Source organism: Cellvibrio sp. BR, from assembly GCF_000263355.1.
Taxonomy (GTDB): domain Bacteria; phylum Pseudomonadota; class Gammaproteobacteria; order Pseudomonadales; family Cellvibrionaceae; genus Cellvibrio.
Genome location: NZ_JH668200.1, coordinates 429,146 through 453,369 on the forward strand (window position 1 = coordinate 429,146; position 24,224 = coordinate 453,369).

Annotated in this window: 18 protein-coding genes; 13 read left to right on the plus strand and 5 right to left on the minus strand. The window is 49.8% G+C overall.

The features are described from left to right. Positions 1–449: 449 nt before the first annotated feature. Positions 450–659: a hypothetical protein gene (locus tag O59_RS01795; RefSeq protein ID WP_007638933.1), complete on the minus strand. Its 210-nt coding sequence runs from the start codon at positions 657–659 to the stop codon at positions 450–452. Between the two features lie 96 nt (positions 660–755). On the opposite strand from O59_RS01795, the gene O59_RS01800 reads away from it, so the two are divergent. Both O59_RS01800 and O59_RS01805 read left to right on the plus strand, forming a co-directional pair. Next, positions 756–986, plus strand: coding sequence for a helix-turn-helix domain-containing protein (locus O59_RS01800; RefSeq protein WP_007638934.1), 231 nt, complete (start codon positions 756–758; stop codon positions 984–986). Then, complete coding sequence (locus O59_RS01805; protein WP_007638935.1) at positions 979–2,967, plus strand: DUF2075 domain-containing protein; 1,989 nt, start codon at positions 979–981, stop codon at positions 2,965–2,967. Before O59_RS01800 ends, O59_RS01805 begins: the two co-directional genes overlap by 8 nt. Positions 2,968–3,159: 192 nt before the next feature. Here the strand turns inward: O59_RS01805 and O59_RS01810 are convergent, their stop codons facing one another. The 3 genes from O59_RS01810 to O59_RS22270 all read right to left on the minus strand — a co-directional run bounded on the left by O59_RS01810 (position 3,160) and on the right by O59_RS22270 (position 4,898). Further along, positions 3,160–3,627, minus strand: a complete 468-nt coding sequence (locus O59_RS01810; RefSeq protein WP_007638936.1) for a lysozyme inhibitor LprI family protein — start codon at positions 3,625–3,627, stop codon at positions 3,160–3,162. Between the two features lie 5 nt (positions 3,628–3,632). Beyond that, positions 3,633–4,415 (minus strand): lysozyme, encoded by a 783-nt coding sequence (locus O59_RS01815; RefSeq protein WP_304411999.1) that lies wholly within the window; start codon positions 4,413–4,415, stop codon positions 3,633–3,635. A gap of 330 nt (positions 4,416–4,745) precedes the next feature. After that, the gene (locus O59_RS22270) at positions 4,746–4,898 is read right to left on the minus strand and encodes a helix-turn-helix transcriptional regulator (RefSeq protein WP_081489616.1); all 153 of its coding nucleotides are present in this window, start codon (positions 4,896–4,898) and stop codon (positions 4,746–4,748) included. A 259-nt stretch (positions 4,899–5,157) separates the two neighbouring features. On the opposite strand from O59_RS22270, the gene O59_RS01820 reads away from it, so the two are divergent. From O59_RS01820 to O59_RS01835, 4 genes are all read left to right on the plus strand, one after another. Further along, positions 5,158–6,639, plus strand: a complete 1,482-nt coding sequence (locus tag O59_RS01820) for a tryptophan halogenase family protein (protein WP_040391028.1) — start codon at positions 5,158–5,160, stop codon at positions 6,637–6,639. 95 nt (positions 6,640–6,734) lie between these two features. Next, on the plus strand, positions 6,735–7,544 hold the full coding sequence (locus O59_RS01825; protein WP_040391030.1) for a Cof-type HAD-IIB family hydrolase: 810 nt from the start codon (positions 6,735–6,737) through the stop codon (positions 7,542–7,544). A gap of 240 nt (positions 7,545–7,784) precedes the next feature. Further along, entirely contained in the window at positions 7,785–8,885 is a 1,101-nt protein-coding gene (locus O59_RS01830) for a DUF2157 domain-containing protein (RefSeq protein ID WP_040391031.1), read from the plus strand. After that, complete coding sequence (locus O59_RS01835) at positions 8,882–9,736, plus strand: DUF4824 family protein (protein ID WP_007638946.1); 855 nt, start codon at positions 8,882–8,884, stop codon at positions 9,734–9,736. Before O59_RS01830 ends, O59_RS01835 begins: the two co-directional genes overlap by 4 nt. Before the next feature lie 140 nt (positions 9,737–9,876). On the opposite strand, the gene O59_RS01840 is transcribed toward O59_RS01835, so the two are convergent. Further along, positions 9,877–10,380 (minus strand): methylated-DNA--[protein]-cysteine S-methyltransferase, encoded by a 504-nt coding sequence (locus O59_RS01840; RefSeq protein ID WP_007638947.1) that lies wholly within the window; start codon positions 10,378–10,380, stop codon positions 9,877–9,879. A 171-nt stretch (positions 10,381–10,551) separates the two neighbouring features. Here O59_RS01840 and O59_RS01845 point away from each other — a divergent pair, with 171 nt between their 5' ends. The 7 genes from O59_RS01845 to O59_RS01875 all read left to right on the plus strand — a co-directional run bounded on the left by O59_RS01845 (position 10,552) and on the right by O59_RS01875 (position 23,996). Beyond that, positions 10,552–12,654 (plus strand): TonB-dependent receptor, encoded by a 2,103-nt coding sequence (locus O59_RS01845; RefSeq protein ID WP_007638948.1) that lies wholly within the window; start codon positions 10,552–10,554, stop codon positions 12,652–12,654. Between the two features lie 60 nt (positions 12,655–12,714). Further along, positions 12,715–13,800 (plus strand): PepSY domain-containing protein, encoded by a 1,086-nt coding sequence (locus O59_RS01850; RefSeq protein WP_007638949.1) that lies wholly within the window; start codon positions 12,715–12,717, stop codon positions 13,798–13,800. Between the two features lie 104 nt (positions 13,801–13,904). Then, positions 13,905–16,838, plus strand: a complete 2,934-nt coding sequence (locus O59_RS21910) for an EAL domain-containing protein (protein WP_007638950.1) — start codon at positions 13,905–13,907, stop codon at positions 16,836–16,838. A gap of 137 nt (positions 16,839–16,975) precedes the next feature. Then, positions 16,976–17,884, plus strand: coding sequence for a hydroxypyruvate isomerase family protein (locus O59_RS01860; RefSeq protein ID WP_007638951.1), 909 nt, complete (start codon positions 16,976–16,978; stop codon positions 17,882–17,884). A gap of 20 nt (positions 17,885–17,904) precedes the next feature. Continuing rightward, a complete protein-coding gene (locus tag O59_RS01865; protein WP_007638953.1) occupies positions 17,905–19,593 on the plus strand; it encodes a GMC oxidoreductase in 1,689 nt (562 codons plus the stop codon). Beyond that, positions 19,590–20,144, plus strand: coding sequence for a gluconate 2-dehydrogenase subunit 3 family protein (locus O59_RS01870; RefSeq protein WP_007638955.1), 555 nt, complete (start codon positions 19,590–19,592; stop codon positions 20,142–20,144). The genes O59_RS01865 and O59_RS01870 overlap by 4 nt, the downstream gene beginning before the upstream one ends. Positions 20,145–20,315: 171 nt before the next feature. Beyond that, positions 20,316–23,996 (plus strand): thrombospondin type 3 repeat-containing protein, encoded by a 3,681-nt coding sequence (locus O59_RS01875; RefSeq protein ID WP_007638957.1) that lies wholly within the window; start codon positions 20,316–20,318, stop codon positions 23,994–23,996. Positions 23,997–24,224 lie beyond the last annotated feature (228 nt).

Consider the following 24,224-nt stretch of genomic DNA (forward strand, 5'->3'; position numbering starts at 1 on the left):
CTGTAAAACCAATTCACAATCAAGCTAGCCACATAAAACCCATAACCAATAACGCATCCCGATCAGACGCATATGTAAATAACCGCTGACTTTTTTAATACGAGCAATCCGCTCATGCTGTTGAACATTTATATCAAGCTCCTTGGAAATATGGCGTTGGAGCCTAAAGAACACTCACAAAACACCAATATACAATATTTATTTATCGATAAACGATTAATAAATATTGAAAAGTAAGATCACAAACCCGCATCACAATAAGATCCCTGAGCGGGAATTTACGCCGGAGGAGATTGAGTTTACGAAGCAGTCGGGGTTTTAGATTGGGTAAAAATCAGGTTGGTTTAACTTTTGGTGGATTTGCTCAGTCAAACTGAACAAATCAAAGGTTTTTCAAACCAAACCGATCATTTTCGTGGCGTCAGGAAAATGATCGCCAATCAACACTTTCAATAAAACCCTTCATCCGTTCTTTGCAAATCATATTTTTCTGCATATATCTCAACAGCCTCTTCAACGTCGAGATCGCCAAATCTGCTTAACCACTCATTATCTGAGTACCCAGTATCAAGCAGGCTTATTAAATACTTATTCATCAAGCAGGTATTAACAGCAGCTAAATATACTTCCTGAGTCATTAATTTCTTATCGCCATACATACTCCACCTCTTATGCAAATGTGACTTATCGTCCGTAGACCTATGAGTCACATCAATACCACCATATGACCTCTTTTGTCTACCCGGAAATCCCTCATGGATAGGTCGATACTCAAAGCATTTGGTCGCCGAATAAAAACAATTCGCTCAGAGCAGGGCATTAGTCAGGAACAACTCGGGCAGCTCGCCGAACTCGATAGAACCTATATCAGTGGGATTGAGCGCGGCTTGCGTAATGTCAGCCTAATAAATATTGAGCGTTTGGCCGCAGCACTCAAAGTGGAACCAGCAGAATTGCTGAAATTTAGTGAGACCGATTATGTCTAATCGTGCTTATTACTCGGCAACATTAAGCGAGTTTCTAACAACCGCATCAGACTCAATTATTGGTGAGCTGGCTCGATTTCACACTCAAGATTTGGTTTATCAACAAACTGGGGCATGGAAAGCACAGATTGAAATTTTGCAAAATCAACTCAAAGAATTAAGTGACGCTTTTATCTGTTTTGAGTTACTCATACCGAGAATGGGAAAACGAGCCGATGCTGTTTTAATAACTGGCGGCATTATTTTTGTTCTCGAGTTTAAAGTCGGTGAATCTCAGTACAAATCTGTCGATTTACGACAAACTCAAGGATATGCTGTCGATTTAAGTTGTTTTCACGAGGCAAGCCATAATCGAAAAATTATTCCCATCTTAGTCTCCACGAAAGCACCATCAATCAGTTTTTCTCTAGAGAAAAATGATTCAGAGGTAACTGAAACAGTTAAAGCTAATAGTAGTAGCCTTGGGACTATTATTAATTCATGCCTACTAACTTATGCTTATGAGCGCCAATTAAATCCCCTCGATTGGTTTACATCTCAATACAAGCCAACACCTACAATTATTGAAGCGGCACAAGCTCTCTATAATAACCATGATGTAAAGGATATCGCTCGCTCTGATGCAGATGCTGTAAATTTAGCCGAAACCGCAGGCCGCCTGAATGAAATTATTCATAACTCTCGCTTGTTAAAACAAAAAACAATTTGTTTTGTAACTGGCGTTCCCGGTGCAGGAAAAACTCTTGTCGGATTACAGATAGCAACAACACATAACAATCCAAAAGATGAAGAACATGCAGTTTTTCTTTCGGGCAATGGACCTTTAGTCGATGTTTTGCGTGAAGCCTTAGCTAGAGACAGAAATGAATCTCAAAAAATTTCCAATACCGACAAACAGCGATCGATATCAGATGCACGTCGCGAAACAGCAAGTTTTATTCAAAATATTCATCATTTTAGAGACGAAGCGCTAAAGGATAAAACCCGAGCACCTATCGAGCGGGTTGTTATCTTTGATGAAGCACAACGTGCATGGAATCGGCAAAAAGCATCCGACTTTATGCAAAAAAGGCGTAATCAAGGGGATTTCAACCAATCAGAACCTGAGTTTTTAATTAGTGTGATGGATCGACACAAAGACTGGTGTGTAATTATTGCGCTTATTGGCGGAGGACAAGAAATCAATAATGGTGAAGCTGGACTAAATGGATGGTTCTCTGCGCTTAATAAAGATTTCAAAAATTGGACTATTTACTATTCAGAAAAGTTGCAGCAAAAAGAATATGCAGGCAGTGATGTGGACATTAAATTATTAGAAAAAACACATTCATACAGTGAGCATTGTTTACATCTTTCCACCTCAATGCGATCGTTTCGTGCAGAACGGCTTTCCCACTTTGTTCACCATCTTATCCACAATCAATCATACAAAGCTAAAACAGAATATCAACATATAGCAGAGAAATACCCCTTATTCATAACTCGCGATTTATCTAAAGCCAAATCATGGGTGAGAAGTAAGACTAAAGGCATGGAGAGTCGCGGCCTGATAGCGTCATCAGGTGCAAAACGATTAAAACCAGACAGTATATTTGTTAACAATAAAATCGAACCAAAACATTGGTTTTTAAACGCTTATGAAGATATTCGCTCGTGTCATTTCTTGGAAGATGTTGGAACTGAATTTGTTGTTCAAGGATTAGAGTTAGATTGGTGTGTAGTGGGCTGGGATGCTGACTATAGACACAATGGGGAAAATTTTGAGCATTGGAGCTTTATAGGAACCAAATGGACTAATATAAATATTGATGCCGATAAGCGTCATGTTGAAAATTCCTATCGCGTACTACTGACCCGTGCACGACAAGGTATGGTTATTTATGTCCCACTAGGAGACGCAGGAGATAAAACACGATCGCCTGATTTTTACGATAAGACATATCTGTATTTACAGAAGTGCGGGTTAACAGAACTTAGTTAAAAAGCGAAATTCGCCGTAAGTTAAATGCATTAAGGTGCGCTACTATGCGAGCGCACCCTACATATAACTAAACTTATTGCATTTGTAATCCGTAGGGAGTCTAAGGAAATACAGAGTTAGTCTTTTGAGAGTTTTAAGATCGGCATCAAAAGCTTAGTATTTTCTTAGACTCCATGCAGCCTTTCTGTCACGTTAGAAAGTTCTTGTGTAGTGCATTAGTTGAATTATTCGATTGCGGACTATGGCTGCTTTAAATTGACCGCGAGTAATACTGGATGAAGTTCCAAAATCGGCTTTTGTCCATGTACTTTCGATTAGTGCAAATTCCAGATCCCGGTATTTTAACCAAGCAATTTGTGACTGCTTTAATTGCTGCTGTTTATCTATAGGCAATTTTGCTTTGAGAGTTTTGTATATTACATTGAGTTCTTTATCTAAAAATTCCAGATAATCTGTATAGGCAACCAAACCTGGGCGATATCCCGCTGAATTTTCTGCTGACTCAATTAACGGTTTTTCTCTGACCTCGAATTCTGAGACCAGATCTGGTGCATCAGGATTATCAATAGCGTTAACAAAACTACTAAACAGTGCGAATACAATTACGATATATTTTATAAATGATAAAGTTGGGTTTTTGAAATATTTTGTACTTATCATTACGATCACCATTGTTTGTAAATATTTTTACTGTAAATGTCCCATTCTGCTTGACGTCGATTTTTCAATCCACGAATCTCTTTTCCTTGGGATTTATTCCAAGCTTTCCAAGCCGCCTCTAAGTTTTCATAAGATGTTTTCGCTTCAGGGGCGTTTATTAGCTTCAGCACGGAAGAAGTAGAAAAGTTGAAAACGCCAATATTGAAAGCAAGAATCACAAGAGCATCAAACTCATTTTGTTTGAGTGAAGTGGTAACTTTGTTTTTAACTGTTTGGATAAACGGCCTCAAATCCGAACTGAAAAGTGACGATGCAGCTGCTTCTGAAATACCATTTTTGTACTTATCCCAATCTGAACCAGCAATTAAATGACCATAACCAATGGTTGCACCTTTTACCCACTCGGTGATGTCTTTACCTGTTTGATCGTCATAAGGTTTGAGCGCTAAATCCTCAATAGATTTGAGCAAGCTTACACCTCTTGAGCTAAGAGTTAATATTTTTGTTAATCTCAAATCAACTTGCGAAGTGTTAGCTTTTAATTCACGAAGTAGTTTAAAGCTTTTTCCGTTAGGGTCAATTCGTCCATCTGCCCTAATCATTTTCACAATATGCTTTTGAAACAGTTCAATTCTGGTGATTGTTTTTATGCCGACAATACCATCTTCCCTAAGAACGCCAAACGCTCCGGGAATAGTATGCTTATTTAGGAGCTTTTGAACAAGTAGTACGTCGTTTCGAATATTGAAACCGCCTTGCTCAACTGATTGATTTAATCTTGCCAACATAAAAGTGTGTCCTTTCGTTAATTAAAAATTCCAAGTTGCAATTGCGCGAAATCAGTTTATACCTAATGGAGAATTTTATGAAAAGGTGGAATTAATTATAAAATAATTATTTCTTGAAATGAGCGAACGCATTGTTATCAGATTTCCTCTTTTCGTCTATATATCTTCACTGCATTGCCTTGATGTCTTCTAATTTGCGTTATTCAGATCACATTTAATGTCATCTAAATTTCTGTTTTCAGTTAAGTCTAAGCAGACTCGGGTTTGTATCCTAACTATGTAACGCTAAAGCCCCCCTGAAATTGTGATCCCGCCAACGTGGCAAACCGATTAAGGCCTGCGCCATCTTTGGGTTGTTAGCGGCGAATTGGCTATTCCAAAAAAGAATCCAGTAATTTCAGCGATGGGCACGCCTAAAGATTGGGAGAGGAAGTAAAGTTGGGAGGCGCTGAGTTTGTTTTCGCCATTTTCATAGCGGGAGATTTGTTGCTGGGTAAATTACCTGAAGAGTTATTAATTGCGTGACGCCATCAACCGGCCAATCGCCCGCCACACCAGAAAACATAAGGCTTTTAGCATAATAGTCCATTCTGTAATCACTCATCTCACTACCCCATTTAGGCATAGTTGAAATCTATGGCCTTTTGATTGCCCCATCAATCCACCCAAGGTAAAACCGGCCTGCAAAGCCAATACCTGTTGGCTGCTACGCAATTAATATAATTTAATCCCAGGGGTGGATATGTCTCAAAAAATAAAAAAGGTGGTAATTGCTGGTGGTGGAACATCAGGCTGGTGTACGGCTGTTGCGTTGTCGCGCCAACTCGGTACCTTGCTCGATATCACATTGATTGAATCTGCTGAAATAGGCACTGTGGGTGTAGGTGAAGCGACATTTCCGACCATCTGTTCTTTCCACAAAATTCATGGCATTGATGAGCAGGAATTTTTAAGTGCGACCCTGGGTAGTATCAAGCTGGGTATTTCTTTTGAAAACTGGGCGCGCAAAGGGGACAGGTATATCCACCCGTTTGGCTCATTCGGAAAAGCCTCGTGGATTGGTGATTTTTACCATTACTGGCTGGCCGCCAAAGCGCGCGGTTATGAAGGTGAACTTGAGGATACATGCTTTGAGTTACAAGCCGCTAAAGCACATAAATTTTCAATCACTGAAAATCCAAAGCTCAATTACGCCTATCATTTTGATGCAAGTCTTTACGCGAAATTTTTACGCAGACTGAGTGAAGAAAAAGGTGTGCGTCGTGTTGAAGGAAAAATTGTTCAGGTTAAGCAACATGCCGATAGCGGTTTTATTGAATCTGTCGTGCTGGAGTCAGGTGCTTGTATTGAAGGCGATTTATTTATCGATTGCACAGGGTTCCGTGGCTTACTGATTGAAGAGACATTAAAGGCCGGTTATGAGAAGTGGGGACATTGGCTGCGCAATGATAGCGCCGTAGCGTTACAGACAGAATTTTCCGGTGATATTCCACCTTATACACGTGCTATTGCCCACGATAGTGGTTGGCAGTGGAAAATTCCGTTGCAACATCGCCAAGGCACGGGACATGTTTACTCCAGTGCATATATTTCTGATGAAGCCGCCAGAAATACCTTGTTAGAGAATCTGGATGGCGATATTCGTGCAGAGCTGCGCCTGCTTAAATTTAACACTGGGCGCCGCAAGCAAGCCTGGGTCAAAAATTGTGTTGCTATAGGTTTGGCGGGTGGATTTGTGGAGCCACTGGAGTCAACCAGCATACATTTGATCCAAATAGGCGTGAGCAGACTACTACAGCTATTTCCATTTGAAGGATGCAATGAGCATTTGATTCGTCGCTATAATAAGATGTCGCATGCTGAGTATGAAAATGTGCGCGATTTCATTATATTGCATTACAAAGCGACAGAGCGCGATGACACTCCCTATTGGCGCGACTGCCGGGATATGACTATTCCTGATTCGCTTGCGGAAAGAATTGAATTATTCAAACAAACCGGCCATGTGCACCATGAGACAAATGAAGTTTTTGGTGTAACTTCCTGGCTACAGGTGATGATAGGACAGCGCATAACGCCACAAGGATATAGTCATTTCCCACATGTCATAAGTGATGAGCAAATTGTTGCCGGACTTATGTCTATGAAATCGAAAATTGCAAAAACCCTCGAAAAAATCCCGTCACATGCAGATTTTTTAAAATCCTATTGTGCCGTGAAGTGATTAACCAACCTCACCCGGATGAACGTAAAAAACCAAATCCCGGTGAGGTGTAGGTCAAGCTACGGGGCATATAAATTGTTATTTGGAAATCCTGCATGCTTGCAAACCAAAAAAACTGTAACACTTTTGTCTTCGACATGGATGGCACCCTGCTCAATGAGCACCACGAGCTGTCGCCGCTGACGATTCGCACGCTGAATGAATTGCGCGAATGTGGTCATCACCTGGTCATCGCCACCGGGCGGCACTTTATGGATATCCGCGCTTACTTGAAACAATTGGGTGGCGGTATTGCGGCGATTACTTGTAACGGTGCGATGATTCATAACGGCGCGGGCGAGTTAATCCAGCGCGCCTGTTTGCCACTGACAATCAATGAAACCTTGCTGCCGCTGGGTGAAGCGTGCGGTGTGCATTTGAATATGTATACGGATCGCGAGTGGTTGGTGAATGCGCCCTGCGAATCCATGTTGGATGCGCATAGGCAATCGCAATTTTTTTATCGCCAAATTCCATTGCAGGAAATGCTGGCCACACCGGCGTTAAAGATTTTGTTTTACGGCGAGAACGCGCTGCTGCAACAACTGAAAGCACAAATACTCACGGCACTGCCCGTGCCGATTCATTTAACCTTTTCGGATGAGTATTACCTGGAGGCTATGCCAAACAATATATCCAAAGGCGATGCATTAAAAACCCTGGCGGAACATTTGCAATTACCGCTCGCTAACAGCATGGCCTTTGGTGATGGTTTTAATGATGTGGAACTGTTCCGGGCAGTAACTCACCCGGTAGTGATGGCGAATGCGAGTGACAAGCTCAAGCAATTATTTCCCTCTGCGCAAGCTGCAGCGCGCAACCATGATGACGGTGTGGCGCGCTTTTTGTTGGCAAACGTGTTGTAAAGAGCACTGATGTTCAGATGGATTTGTGAGTCATCCAATGCAGGAATTCATCGCTGTTGATGAATTCCTTGTAGGTTTCGTCACCCTCAAAATTCGCCGCTTCAAATTGCACACCGGATTATTGTTCCAATTGTTCCAACCAATAGATCATTCTTGCGTACGCCGCTGTTTATTGTATTGAATATCGTTAGACTGTTTTTCACCTTACAAGTATTTGTCTATTCAGCCAAAAGGACAGTTATGACCAACCTAACCAAAACCCAGGCACAGGCCCGTGCTGATCAGGTGCGTGCATTTCGTGCGGAGCAGAGCCTACTGAGCGCGCAGGGCTTGTTACAACTGCCGGAGGAAGATGCCGGGAATATTCTGCGCTATCACGATAATTTATTACGCGAGTTGCAACAGGCGCAGGATGTGGACCTGAGTGACGGTGCGCGGCATTTGTCGCTGGGTATGCAAATAGTTTCCTTTCTCGGCGCGGCGGCTTTGGCGGCGAGTTTGTTTTTTCTGTTCTATCAATACTGGGGTTATTTCGCCACCGCAACCCAGGTGGTGATTTTAATTGCGGCGCCGCTGTTGAGTTTGGCGGGCGCTTATTGGGTACGGCAGTTTGATGCCTCGGGTTATTACGCCAAGTTGGCGGGGTTAGTGTCGTTTGCGAGTTGGATGTTAAACATTGTGATGCTCGGTAGCATTTTTAATGTCACACCATCGCCCAATGCCTTTGCGGTATTTGCGCTCTACGGATTTTTGCTCGCCTATTTATTGCAAGTGCGTTTGTTATTGGCGGCGGCAATAATTTGCAGTTTTATTTTTATCGGCGCCAAGTTTGGCACCTGGATGGGTAGTTACTGGATTTACGTGGGCGAAAACCCCGAACATTTTTTCTTACCTGCACTCTTTTTCTTTGCGCTGCCACAGTGGATTAATCAAACACGCTACCACGGGTTTGCCGCGATTTATCAATTGTTATCGGTGGTGGTATTTTTTATCGCGCTGTTGATTTTAGCCAATTGGGCGGGCAGTAGTTATTTGCCCTGGTCGCCCAATGTGATTGAAGGTTGCTATCAAATTGTTGGTTTTGTGGCGAGTGCTCTGCTAGTGCTTTACGGCTTGCGTACCGGCGCCGCTAATTTAATGCTGGCGGGCAATGTGTTTTTTGCGCTGTTTTTATATACCAAATTTTTTGATTGGTGGTGGGATTGGCTGCCTAAATATCTATTCTTTTTGGTGATCGGGCTGACCGCTATTTTGGCGCTGATGGTGTTTAATCGCCTGCGCAAACTGCAACAACAAACCGTAGCGCAACAAACAATACCAGGGACAGGAGGTCAATCATGAAAACTATCGCCACTAGATTCACGAGCAAAAAATTGGTTTGGTTTGCGGTTGGCTGCATTCTGTTGGTAAATGCATTTATATTGGGCAAGGTGTATATAAACCGTTCTGCGGTAATCGCGCAGTTAGAACTGAGCGAGCGGGAATTACAACTGCCCTATAACTACGGCTTTAGCAAAGAGGACTCCAGTGCACGTGTGAGTTTGCGCTGGGCGACACCCAATACCGAACCAATCAACATCGAGCTGAATCACTGGCGCTGGCAACATGATCGCAGTTTGCAATTAAGCGCTGCACATTTTGCGAGTTTTCAGTTTCACGCTTGCACACAAAAAACGCGCTTGCATCAAAAACAATCCGGCTGGGTATTGCTGGAATTTAATGGCAAAAGTTATACCGACTATGTAGCGCAAGTAGAGCAGTATCACCAGTTAATCATGGGTTTAACGGCTACCGCCAATGGCGAACTGGCAGAAAAAGAATTAGCGGAGAAACGCAAAGACGCCACTGAATTTTTCACCGCTGCGCAAACTACTAACTCGCGTTTGTTTTTGATCGATGCCGCCGCCGAGCGCGAACTGTTGGAAGCAGTGCAACGCGAGCGGCAATCTGCCAACAGCGGACAACTGATTATTGTGCCCGCTGAACTGCGCGCGGGATATTATCGCTGCGATAACAATGAGAAGCGCACCACTGAAGTGATTGTCGATAATTTGGCGGTGGAATCACTCTACATCCCCAATCGCCTCGCCACAGATTTCCCTAGCGATAACAATATGCGCCCCACTGTGAAATTTTCCGCGCTGGTCAACTATGGCCGCTTGCATGAGCCCTGGATAAGTAATTTGCAATAACAGCCTATGTTTTATAGGACCCGCATTAAGCCTTGCGAAATACGGGATCACCAGCGCTTGGGCGATTAGGTAGCGAGTATCGGAAACGATTAACTCGCGCGTGCCGTGGAGCCGGCCAGGGTGACCAAGGGCGAAGCGCACTATTCCCACAAATCCGCTTGTTGGGCGGGTGATTCCAGCTGCAATAAAAACGCTTTGGCCTCTAACCCACCCGCAAAACCGGTGAGTTTGCCGGAAGAGCCAATCACGCGATGGCAGGGGGCGATAATGGAGATGGGATTTTTCCCGTTGGCAGCGCCCACGGCACGCACGGATTTTTCATTGCCAATTTGCTGCGCGATTTGCAGGTAACTGCGGGTTTGCCCATAGGGAATAGTGAGCAACGCGTGCCAGACCTGCTGCTGAAATTCGGTGCCGTGAAAATCCAGCGGCAGCGCAAATACTTTTCGTGTTCCCGCAAAATATTCACCCAGTTGTTGGGCGGTTGCGACCAGCAGCGGGAAGTCATCGCACCGTTGGCCTTTTTCAATACCGACACGTTTTGGATCTTCATTTTCCCACAACACTGCCGCAAGGCCTTGGTCACTGGCAATCAGGGTTAATTGGCCAACGGGGGAAGGGATGATGGTGTGGTTATTTGGCATAAGGTGAAGCCTGATGATTTTTGAGCGGGCAACATAACACAGGCAATTTATGCAGCAAGAGCTTGGGATAAAGCGTTGAAATATCCGCCATTGATAGAGATTCTCATTATTGCTAGAATTCCTAATAACTTCCCCCTGCGCCTGTGGTGCTGTCTGTTATAGGAACTCCCCATGTATCGTTTTGTGCGTCCTGCCAGTTTGTTGTTGACCTGTAGTGCTCTGCTGCCGGGTGTTGCCAGTGCCGATAATGGCGTTGAAGAAGTCTTTGTCAGTGCCAGCCGCACCGAGCGCCCGCTGAGTACCATCCCTAATACAGTAACGGTGATTAATGCCGCCGAGCTGGAGCAGCAGCTGTCAATTCAGGATGATTTGTCCACGGTGTTAGGCAACCTGATTCCCGGTTTTTCGCCCAGTCGCCAAAAGATGACCAACGCCGGTGAAACCCTGCGCGGACGCAAGCCGCTGTATATGATTGATGGGGTACCACAATCCAATCCGCTGCGCGATGGCGGGCGCGAGGGCAATACCATCGACCCCAACGTGATTGAGCGAGTGGAGGTGCTGCACGGCGCTAACGCCATTCACGGGGTGGGCGCGGCGGGTGGCATTATCAACCTGATTACCAAAAAACCGGCGGCCAAGCTGGAGCAGAGCATCCGGGTGAATACCGGTTTCCAAAGCGAAGACCTGGGCGAGAGCGCGGATTACGGGGTGAGCTACAGCCTGTCCAACCGCGTGGGGAATGCCGATGTGATTGCCAGTATCAGCCTGCGCGATATGGGTATGGCATACGACGGCAAGGGGCAGATTATCGGCGCCGACAACACCCAGGGCGACACTATGGATTCACAATCGGTGAACGGTTTTGTCAAAACCGGTTACGACTGGGACCAGCAGCGCATTGAACTGATGGTGAACCGCTACGAGATCGAAAACCAAAACAATTGGGTATCGGTGACAGGGGATGTGTCTGAGGGCATCCCCAGCAGCGCGGTCAAAGGCGATATTACCGGCGAGGGTGCGAGCAACAAGGTCACCGCCATCAGCCTCAATTACACCCATGAGGATTTCCTGGGGCAAAAGCTGCGGGTTCAGGGCTTTAGCCAGGATTTTGCCGCTACCTATGGCGCCGAAGCCGTGCCGCTGGCGACCTTTCAGGACCCGGCCTACGGCCCCAACCTGATCGACCAATCGCAAAACAACTCGGAAAAACTCGGCATGAAACTGACCCTGGTGAAAGACCAGGTCGCCAATTTGCCAGTGAATCTGGTTTACGGGGTGGATGTACTGCAGGACGAAACCTGGCAGGAGTTGATCCAGACCGGCCGCGCCTGGGTGCCGCCGAGTAAATACCAGAACTACGCGCCCTATTTGCAGGGCGAGTTTACCGGTGTCGACAAGCTGACCCTGACCACCGGGGTGCGCTATGAAAAATCCAAACTGGAAGTGGATGACTTCACCACACTTGCCTCTTACGGCAGCCGTTTTGTAGAGGGTGGTGCGCCGGAGTTTTCCGAGACCCTGTACAACTACGGCGGCACCTACCAAATCACCAGCGCCTGGCGGGTATTTGCCAACTATGCAGAAGCCTTTGCCATGCCCGATGTGGGCCGGGTGCTGCGCGGTATTAACCAGCCGAACCTGAGTGTAGAAACCTTTCTGGATTTAAAACCGGTGCTGACCGAAAGTACCGAATTTGGCGTGGAATTTAAGACCGGCGACCTTAGCGCCCAAATCAGTTACTACACCTCGGACTCGGATTTTGGCGAGCGGTTGCAGCGCGATGCCGACGGTATTTACACGGTGGAGCGCGAAAAAACCGCCATCGACGGTATTGAATTCAGCACCGCCTGGGCCGCCACCGATGTGGACTTGCTTAGCCTGCGCTACGCCCAAGCCACCGGCCGCTACGATTCCAACAAAGATGGCCGGGTGGATTCCGATCTGGGCGGCACCAATATCTCCCCCGACCGCGTCAACCTAAGCTGGGATCGCACCTGGTCGGGCAGTGTTGATACACGCTTGCAGGTGAATCACCTGTTGGATCGCGAAGTGAAAAACAGCACTGGCGCCGTTATCAATGAGTTTGAGGGCTACACCACACTGGATGCGAGTGCGACTATCGCCGCGTTTGACGGGGTGATCAGCCTCGCGCTGCAAAACCTCACCGACGAATACTATTTCACCTACTATTCGCAGAGCAGCCCGAACGATATCCGCAACTTCACCGGTGTGGGGCGGAGCATTAATCTGGGCTATCAACGCAGCTTCTAATACACCAACCACTATGCTGATATCGACAGGCTACCGGGGCATTGCCCATGGTCATCACCAATGACCGCCGCTAATGCCCGCCCGCGCCGGGTGCATAAAGCGCGCGACCGTTTACTGCTGCGCTGGCATCGCTGGTTGGGCCTGGGCGCGCTGGTGTTTTTGTTGCTGGCCGCGTTCAGTGGCAGTTTGCTGGTGTACAAACAGGCGCTGATTAAACAGCTCATCACCCCCAGAGCCGACTTGCCCGCCGATTACGGCGTCGCCCAAATGGCGCTGCAGTTGGATGCCATTGCCGAGCGGATTAAAGGGGATAACAGCGGTTATTTGATCAAGGCGCCCAATACCGAAGAACCCTACTGGGCTCTGACGCGCGATGCCGATCGCAGTGTGCAATTACTTGCGCTCGACTCACTGCAAGCCTATGAGGAGAATCTGTGGCTACTGCAGACACTGGCGTTTTTTAGGCACCTGCACACCGAACTGTTTGCCGGCGTGGTGGGTGAAGCAGTGCTGTTCGCCAGTGGTGTGCTGGGGTTATTTTTGGCCATCAGCGGGGTGATATTGTGGTGGCCCACCAAACGCAGCTTTCGCTGGCGCTGGGTGTTTCCGCGCCAGATCAAACTGTCCTACCTCATGCACTACCACCGCCATGCCGGTACTCTGGTGACGCCGGTGCTACTGATTATTCTGTTAACCGGCAGCATTATGCTGTGGCAAAAATTGACCAAACCGCTGCTGGTGCCGCCGCCCTCCAGCCAATTGCCCCAGCCAATCCCCGCTGCTGCCAGCGCCACTGCCGGGCAGTTATTGCTGCAGGCACAACAGCAAGTTGCCGATGGTTGGCCAACTTACATCCGCCTGCCCGCGCCCGGTATGGCGGCGATGAGTGTTCGCTATCGCCTGCCGGATGAGTGGCACCCCAACGGGCGTACCTCGGTCAAAATTGAGCTGCCCAGCGGCATTGTTACCCTCAGTGCCCGCGCGGATCAGGTCGACTGGCCACAGCGGCTCATCAACCAGAATTACCCTCTGCATTCGGGTTACGGTATGCACCCGTTTTATCGCCTACTGATATTGGTTGGCGGTATTACGCTGTTTTGGTTGAGCCTGACCGGCGGCTGGAGCTTTCTGCGCCGGCACCATTGAGCACCAAACCCGCCCTGCGCCAGACATCATAGAAGCCAGTTGGCCGATGCTTTGGGCAGCGAGTGCTATAGTGACGGGGATCTCATTAGTTCCTCAGGTTATTTATGGCTGATTCCTTCCCGCTGCTCTATCGCCGCCCGCGCTTGTTGGCGTCGATTGTATTTCTACTCTGCCTTGCACTTTCAACACAGGTGGTCTGGAACCTTGAGCAGAATCATCGCCACAACCTGCGCGCCGATATGGAAAATATTGCGCAAAACCATGCCTTTTTACTGCGCGATAGCCTGCGCCAAGCCCTTACCCTGAATTACTCCATGGCGACCCTGGTGCGTTTGAGCCAGGGGCAGACCACCGCCTTTGAAGCCGTAGCGCGGGACATGCTGCCCTACTACGACAGCGTGTCGCACATTAGCCTCTCGCCCAATGGGGTGATCTCCCAGGTGTACCCGCTGGAGGGCAATGAAAAATCCGTCGGTTTTAACCAGCTGGCGGATTCCGCCCAAAATAAAGAGGCCCTGCGCGCACGCGATTCCGGCCAAATGACCCTGACCGGCCCGGTGAATTTGGTGCAGGGCGGCACCGGCGTGGTGGCGCGCTTGCCGATTATGGTGGACGAACAGGGCAGCAGCCGGTTTTGGGGCTTTGGCAATGTGATTATTCGCGTGAATCGCCTGCTGGAAACCGCCAATATCCAACAGCTCAACTCCCAAGGCATGGCCTATAAACTCTGGCGCACCAACCCCTTTGATAACAACCAGGAAGTCATCGCCGTGAATGCGCCGGAGCATTTGCACGACCCGGTGCATAAATCCTTTGATGTACCCAACGGCGAGTGGACCCTGAGTATGGCGCCCATTAGCGGCTGGGTGAATTGGTGGCGCCTGACCAGCGAAATTATGCTGGCGCTGGTACTGAGCGGGCTGCTCGGCTACCAGACTTTTTTGATGGCCAAACTGCAGCGCCGCAAGATCAATTTACAAACGGCGGTGGAGGAGCAGACCCGCGAACTGCTGAATGCGCGCGCGCAATTACAGGCGACGCTGGATGCCATTCCCGATTTGTTATTTGAAATCAGTGCCGATGGCGTTATCCACAATTTCCACACCCATCGCCCGGAATTACTCCTGGTGCAACCGGACGCTTTTCTCGGCAAAAAAATAGATGATGTAGTGCCCGCCAGAATTAGCGCGCTCATTTACAGCACCATGGAGGAGGCGAGCCAACAGGGCTTTGCCAGCGGCAAATACTACAGCCTGCAACTGGCCGATGGCCGCCATGAATTTGAACTCTCCGCTGCCTGCAAGGCGGTATCGCCCGGAGCGCACAAACACTTTGTGATGATCAGCCGCGATATCACCGAGCGCCGGCTGGCGGAAGAGGAATTGCGCGTGGCCGCCACCGCCTTTGAAGCGCGCGAAGGCATGATGATTACCGACCCAGGCGGGGTGATTCTGCGCGTCAATAAAGCCTTTAGCGAAGTGACCGGCTACAGCGCGGAAGAGGTGATAGGGCAAAACCCGCGCTTGCTCAATTCCGGGCACCACGAACCCGAGTTCTACGCGCATATGTGGCAGACCATCTCCACCGAAGGCAGCTGGAAAGGGGAGATTTGGAACCGCCGCCGCAGCGGGGAAATTTACCCCGAGTGGCTCACCATCACCGCCGTAAAAAATGGCTGTGACCAAATCACCCACTACGTTTCCACGCTCACCGACATTACCGAGCGCAAGGAAAACGAGGCGCGCATTAACAACCTGGCGTTTTTTGACCCACTCACCCAACTGCCCAATCGCCGCCTGCTACAGGATCGGCTGGAACACGCCATTGCCGCCAGCGAGCGCAAAAATACCCTGGGGGCATTGCTGTTCATCGATTTGGACGATTTCAAAACCCTCAACGATAACCGCGGCCACCATATTGGCGATTTACTGTTGGTCGCCGTGGCCAACCGCCTGCGCATGGCCGTGCGCGCACAGGACACAGTCGCGCGCCTCGGGGGCGATGAATTTTTGGTGGTGCTGGAGGACTTGGATTCCAACCACGATCACGCCGCAGCCATCGCCCAGCAAATTGCCGAGACCATTCTGGAGAGCCTGAATGCGCACTACATGCTGGAAGGGCAGGATTATTTCAGCACCCCCAGCATTGGCATTTCGCTGTTTGGCGACCGCTTGGTGCATATCGATGAACTGTTAAAACAGGCCGATCAGGCCATGTACCACGCCAAGGCTGCCGGGCGAAATACCTGGCGCTTCTTCGACCCGGAAATGCAGGAGCACACCGCCCAGCGCTTTGCCCTGCAACATGAAATCCGCGAGGCGCTGCAACTACAGCAGTTCCAACTGTTTTACCAGCCGCAGGTGGATCACACCGGCGCCATAGTGGGTGCGGAGGCGCTGATCCGCTGGTTCCACCCCCAGCGCGGCATGGTGTCGCCGCTGGAGTTTATCCCCATCGCCGAAGAGTCGGGGTTGATTTTGCCGCTCGGCAACTGGATTGTGGAAGAAGCCTGTCAGCAGCTGGTGCGCTGGAGCCAAAACCCGACCACTGCCCGGTTGGTGATTGCGATCAACGTCAGCGCGCGCCAGTTCCAGCAGCAACAGTTTGTGATGCAGCTGTTAAGCACCTTGCAGCGCACCGGCGCCAACCCACGCTACCTGAAACTGGAGTTGACCGAGAGCATGCTGGTGCACAACCAGCAGGACATCATCGCCAAAATGGACGAGCTGAAAAATCACGGCATCAAGTTTTCGCTGGACGATTTTGGCACCGGCTATTCCTCGCTCTCCTACCTGAAGCGCCTGCCTATCAGCGAATTAAAAATCGATAAATCCTTTGTCAACGACATCTTGACCGACAGCAACGACGCCGCCATCGCACGCATGATTATTCGCCTCGCCCAGAGTATGGAGCTGCGCGTCATCGCCGAAGGGGTAGAGACCCAAACCCAGCGCGACTGGTTGGAAAGCGAAGGTTGTGTGCACTATCAAGGCTATTATTTTGGCAAACCGGTGGCGGCTGCTGACTTTCCGTTATAAGCAGCGCGAACTTATCCAAAAACTTGTAAAGATCCGTTGACCTCGTGGCTAAGCCCTATAGAGCAAGCTAACCTCTGACAACGGCTGTGGAGAGCAGCCGGGGCAATACTTAATAACAAGATAAGGTCACAACAACCATGAGCCATTCCGAAGACCGCCGCGCCCTGTTGCGCGGCGCTGTTGCCGGTGCATTGGGGCTATCCAGCCTTGCGGCACTGGGGGCAGAATCTACATCACCCAAACCGTCCTCATCCACCACCGGTTCTACGGCGCTGAAAGGCAATATTCGCCACTCGGTCGCGCGCTGGACTTTCGATTTCCTCACCCTTGAAGAACTCTGCCTGGTAGTCAAACGCCTGGGCTTTAGTGCGATCGATCTGATCGGGCCCAAAGAGTGGCATATCCTCAAACAGCACGGTGTGGATTCGTCCATGTGCAATGGCGCCGAGCTGAATCTGGAAGATGGCTGGGGCGATAGCCGCTTTCATCAACCGCTGATTGAACGCTACCGCGAACACATCGATCTGGTGGCCGATGCGGGCTATAAAAACCTGATCTGTTTCAGCGGCAACAAACGCGGCAGGGACCCGGAAGAGGGGCTAAAACACGCGACCAAGGGCCTGAAAAAAATCCTCGCACAAGCCGAAAAACGCGGCGTGGTCCTGCAAATGGAACTGTTCAATAGCAAGGTGAACCACCCGGATTATTTCGCCGATAACTCCGCCTGGGGCATAGAGCTGTGCAAGCGTCTGGACTCGCCCAATTTCAAGCTGCTGTACGACATCTACCATATGCAAATCAGCGAAGGCGACATCATTCGCACTATCCAGAATCATCACCAATACTTTGGTCACTACCACACCGCGGGTGTGCCGGGACGCAACGAGATCGACGATACCCAGGAGCTGTACTACCCGGCCATAGTGCGCGCTATTCAAGCCACCGGTTTCAAAGGCTATGTGGCACAGGAATTTATGCCTAACCGCGCTACCACCGCCGAAAAAATTGAATCGCTGCAGGCCGCCATTCGCATCTGCGACGTCTGATCCTAATAAGAGGTATATCCATGTCTACACAACATTTTGATGCCATTGTGGTTGGCTCCGGCATCAGCGGCGGCTGGGCCGCTAAAGAACTCACCGAAAAAGGCCTGAAAGTGCTGCTCCTGGAGCGCGGGCGCAATATTGAACACATCAAAGACTATGTAAACGCCACCAAAGAAACCTGGGACTATGAACATCGCGGTCGCCCGACTCAGGAAATGAAAGACAAACACCCGGTACTGCAGCGCGACTTTGTGCTCAACGAAGAAACCCAGGGCATGTGGGCGAACGAGCAGGAAAACCCCTATGTGGAGAAAAAGCGCTTTGACTGGTACCGCGGCTATCACGTGGGTGGTCGCTCGCTGTTATGGGGCCGCCAAAGCTACCGTTACAGCAAGCAGGATTTTGAAGCTAACCTGCGTGAAGGCGTGGCTGTTGACTGGCCGATCCGCTATGAAGACATGGCCCCCTGGTACGATTACGTCGAGCGCTATGCCGGTATCTCCGGTACCAACGAAGGCTTGGAACAATTGCCCGACGGCCAGTTTTTACCGCCCATCGAACTGAATATCGTGGAAAAAGACGTCGCCGCACGCATCAAAAAAGCCTATGGCGGCAAACGGGTGATGATCAATAGCCGCACCGCCAACATCACCCAGCCCAAGCCGGAACAGGGTCGGGTCAACTGCCAATACCGCAACAAGTGCTGGCTCGGCTGCCCCTTTGGCGCCTATTTCAGTACCCAGTCATCCACCCTGCCAGCGGCGATGAAAACCGGCAACCTCACCCTGCGCCCCTTTTCCATCGTGAGCCAGGTGCTGTACGACAAGAACAAAAAGCGCGCACGCGGGGTAGAAGTGATCGATGCCGAAACCAACCAAACCTACGAATTCACCGCCAATGTGATTTTCCTCAACGCCTCCAGTTTTAACTCCACCTGGATTCTGATGAACTCCGCCACTGACATCTGGCCCGGCGGTTTGGGCAGCAGCAGCGGCGAGTTGGGTCACAATGTGATGGATCACCACTTCCGCGTGGGTGCCAGCGGCGTGGTGGAAGGCTTTGAGGACAAGTATTACTACGGCCGCCGCCCCGCCGGTTTTTATATCCCGCGCTTCCGCAATCTGGGCGATGAGAAGCGCAATTACCTGCGCGGCTTTGGCTACCAGGGCTCTGCCAGTCGCGAGGGCTGGGATCGCAACGTCGCCGAATTAGGCATAGGTGCCGGTTTAAAAAATGCCCTGGCCGAACCCGGCGCCTGGACAGTTGGCATGACCGCCTTTGGTGAAATACTGCCGCATCACGACAACCGCATTTACCTCGACCGCAACGTCAAAGACAAATGGGGCCTGCCGGTACTGGCGATGGACGTAGAGCTGCGTGACAACGAACTGGCGATGCGCAAAGACATGCTGCAGGACGCCGTAGATATGCTCGAAGCCGCTGGCCTCAAGAACGTTAAAGGTAGCGACTGGGGCTATGCTCCGGGCATGGGCATCCATGAAATGGGTACCGCGCGCATGGGTCGCGACCCCAAAACCTCGGTGCTCAATGGCTTTAATCAGGTGTGGGATGCGCCCAACGTATTCGTCACCGACGGTGCCGCCATGACCTCCGCCTCCTGCGTCAACCCATCGCTGACTTACATGGCACTCACCGCCCGCGCGGCAGACTATGCCGTCAAAGAATTGAAAAAGGGGAACCTGAAATGAATCGCCGCGAACTCCTAGCCCTGATTACCGCTGCCACCGGCACTGCCATGATTGGCAGCACCGCACTGCTCGGTGGCTGCGCCACCACGGCGTCCGCACCCGCCAAGTTTTCAGCAGAAAACATTGCACTGCTGGATGAAATTGCCGAAACCATCCTGCCGCGCACCGAAACCCCGGGCGCCAAAGATGCCAAAGTCGGCCAATTTATGAGTGTGTATGTGACCGACTGTTACACCCTGGATGAGCGCGCCATCTTCCACAAAGGCTTACTCAGCCTGGAAGCCCAGTGCAACAAAACCTATGGCCGCGGCTTTATGGCCCTGCAACCGGCAGAGCGCACCGCGTTTATCAGCCAACTCGACCAGGAAGCGCGCACGACGGTCGCTGGCGGCGGTGTTCACTACTTCACCATGATCAAGCAGCTCACCCTGTTCGGCTTCTTCACCTCGGAAGTCGGCGGCACCCAAGTGCTGCGCCACATGCCCATCCCCGGCCGCTACGACGGCGCACTCGCCTACAAACCGGGTGATCGCGCGTGGGCGACACGGTAAAACTCCTTTATTCCCATATAGTCTTTTTTGTTCAATGCCCCGCTCAGCAATTGAGCGGGGCGGTTTTTCCCGCTAGACTGGCGCGAAAAATTACAATCGTAATTATTTCCTGACCTAGTTCCCTAACCCCCCTACCACCCAATCCACGATCTTTTTGTGATGGAGCATTCTATGCGCTTGTTTCTAAAAGGAATTGCCAGATCGGTAGTATTCCTGTCATGCCTGTTATCCGCCAGTTTTGCCAGTGCTTTGCATGTTGAGACTGAAGTGCTGGGGGACAAGGTGTATTTTTTGTTTTCCACACCTAACAAAATCGCTATTTACAACATGGCCAGTCAAAGTCAGGAGGCAGATCTCAGCCTGAGTAAAACACCCACTGCCTTTGCTATCAGCGGAACGACCGCCTACGTTGCATTTCAGCGCGAGATACGCGCGATAAGTCTCAGCACCGGCGACAGCACCTTCATCCGCAATGCAAGTAATAATGTCGTGAATCTAACTTTGGTTGGAGACAAGCTTTATGCTTTTGATCAGGACGGCAATAGCTTGGCGATTAACACTCTCAATAATAGCTTGATAGAGACTTCGTCCATTGGGTCTTATTACTCCAACAAAATTCAGCTCGGTTCGGCGGCAAATAACGCTATTTTCGCGCGCAGCGAGGCCAGCTGGTCCGGATTAATGCAGAAATACCAGTTGGACTCTGATGGAAAAATCAAAGATTTTACTTACAGTAACCACAACTGGAACTACAACGGTGCCGCCGGGATTTACCTCAACCAGTCCCATACCAAAGTTTATGATCGATCTGGTTTGATTTTTTTTGCGGGTGACATGAGCTATGCGGGAAGCTTGAGCGGAAGCGTGGAAGCGCTGACCTTTATCGGCGATAACCCGGTTGCACTGCGCGGCACCCAGTTAACTCTGTTTAACTCCAGCCATGTAGGCTTGGGCAGCGTCGATTTAACACAAACCGCCAATTTTTTGAGCGCGCGGGAGCAGCAGGTTTTTGCTTTTGCGGTAAATGATTCAGGCTTCAGTGTCGCTCCAGTAGATCTATCGTCATTCGGTTTGTCTGCTCAAGTTGAGTCGGTTGATCCAAATGGTTTTGCGTATACACCCGAATTTATTGTCTCGGATGCGCAAGACAATCTCTTTTTGGTGGATCGCGAAAGCCTGAGCCTCTTTCGCTGGTCGGTCAGTGAAGATAAATATCTTTCCAGTTGGGCATTGCGATCACCCCCCTCCTGGGTCACTCATTCCAGCGCTCACCAGCGGCTTTATCTGGGTTACCCCGACGGAAGAATCAACTACTTCGATCTGACCCAAGAACAACCGACGGAGACGCTGTTTGCCAATATGCCCTATGCGGTGCAAGGTTTATTGGCGGTCGGAAATTTTGTTTTTGCCGCCGATTTATCAGGTGCCTGGGGTACTCATTACACTTATGACGTGAATGGCACTCTGGTTTACTCAGAGGAATGGGCTGAAATCGCAGACGCCTACCTGTGGGACGCGGTCAGTGAAAGAATTTATTTCCATACCGATCATCATTTCCCGCGTGATCTCGCTTGGCGCAAAGTTGACCTCAGCACGGGCAAACTGACCGATAAAGGCGACTCTCCGTACCACGGCGAAACATTAAGTCCCCGCTATCCCCTGATCCTCAATGAGGACAGTTCGCGCATGCTCAACGGCATGGGGCAAATTATCGATACCCAAACCCTTGGTGTTACAGACGCACTGTCCAATGAAATTAGCTCAGGAGTCTGGATTGGTGAACAACTTATTACCGTGTCCACCAGCCAAACTGATCTGCAATTCTGGCAGGGCAATTTTGAATTGGCGTCTAACTTGTACTTGGGCGATGCTCAGAGCCTGAAATTATTCAATCTCAACAATCGCCTGGTGTTGATCAAACAGACGCTGGCCGGCCCTCAAATACAGGCTTACGACCTTACAAACTTACCGGATACCGATGGCGACTCGGTACACGACCTGGCGGATAACTGTTCTGCCGAATCTAATGGGGATCAAGACGACAACGATCTGGATAAACGCGGCGATGCTTGCGATAGTGACGATGACAACGATGGCTTGAGTGATGAGTTTGAAGTCTCTTTTGGGTTAAACCCAAAAAATGCCTCGGACGCTGATGGCGATCTTGATAACGATGGTTATTCAAATCGGGTAGAGCACATGCTGGGTTCTGATCCCGCAAGTGCCACGTCCTTACCATCACCGCTCGGCGTTTATACCGCTGATTTTGATAATGGTTGGCCAGCTGGTTTTTACACGCCGGCAACTAGCAACACACCTTGGACAATTCAACCTCAAGGGGTTGATGGCAAGGGTTTTGCGCTACGTTCAGGTCTATTCTTTAACACTAACCAAACCAGTGAAGTGAGCTTTACCGCATTGTTTAGCGAGAGCCTCGGCTCGGTGATGGTTAAAAATCACGGCAATAACTCCCACTCTTACCAATTGGAAATCTGGATCGACAACAACCTAATCAGCACACATTACAGTTATTACAACGATTGGACTCGTGTGCATTTTAACGTCGCCGAGGGCGTGCACACTATTACCTTCCGGGTGGTCGCAAACTACTTTTCGAGCAGCGACGGAGAGATTCGTTTCAGTATCGATAATTTGTTGATCGATAAAGATACCGATGGCGATGACGTTAGCGATGCCTTGGATAACTGCCCTAAGAACGCAAACTGGTGGCAAGGCGATAGCGATGGCGACGGGCTCGGCGATGAGTGCGACAACGACCCCTACAATCTTGACACAGATGGCGATGGCTACGGCGATGTACGCGATAACTGTCCCATTATCGCCAACCCGGATCAAAAAGATGTCGATAATGATTATGTCGGCGATGCCTGCGACCCAACCGATAATCGCCCGGTCGACACCGATAGTGATGGGATCGCCGATAGCTGGGACAACTGCCCGCTAGTAGCCAATACCCAGCAACGGGATCTGGATTGGGACTGGATCGGTGATGCCTGTGACGATGACGTCGATGGCGACGGCATCAAAGGCGTGGAAGAAGCGAAATATAGCTTTATGAGCGATACCAATGTCGGCGATGGCCAATTGGATCAGGATGGAGATGGCGCTACTAATGCCATGGAAATCCATTCCGGTTATAGGCCCGAAGTAGCCGATACCCATCCACAAATAGACTTGTTTGACTACTATCTGGTGGGCGATTTGGACTACACCTATACCGATATTAATGGCTATCGCAGTACCACCCGGGTTCGTAAATCAACAACCGCCAACCAGTTTTTAATGACCCGCGATGGCGGTTATAACTCCACGCTTGAACGTCGCAGCGATGGTATTTACATTAAATCGGCAAGCTTCCCTTACGATTTCAATGCGAACCTGATACTCAATTACACCAACTGGCTGTTGATTCCCCAATCGATGAAATTAGGGCAAACCATCAACAATAATCCCAGTGTTCAGGTGAGCGAGTCGACCAACCCTACACAGGTAGAAACCGTCCGTTTTACGCGTACCATCCGGTTAATTGAAACCGCCACGCGCAGCTGGAAAGGCAAAACTTACGATTCTGTCACCTTGGCAATGACGGAGGTTGATGAAGACGGTTATGAGTCAAGCTACCAGGTGACTTATCTGAAAAATCTGGGGAGTACCGGCGATGGCTACGCGACCCTGGAAAGCGCCACCCTCACCAACATCGATAAACCCGCTCCACCGGCAAACACCGGCGGCGGTAGTGGAGGCGGGGGCGGCGGTAGCACTACACTTCTGCTATTGGTGATGCTGCTGTTGCTGGCTGGTTATTCGCGCCAGCGTCAAATCAACCGCTAAAAAGCTGTTGGCGTTACAAACCACACCCAGCGTGCTGGTTTGTAACGCAACTCGCATTTTTCTCATATATATCCGTTTTGTTTCCCCGGCAGATATTGCCAAGCCAGTAGCGCAGGCGTAAATTCAGCCTCCCGCTCAAGTGTTTCTGAAGTCCTGTTGTAGATCGCTGTCCACGGGCAAACAATAACAATAAAACTGCGTATCTTTACTGGAACCGTTGTACTTTCC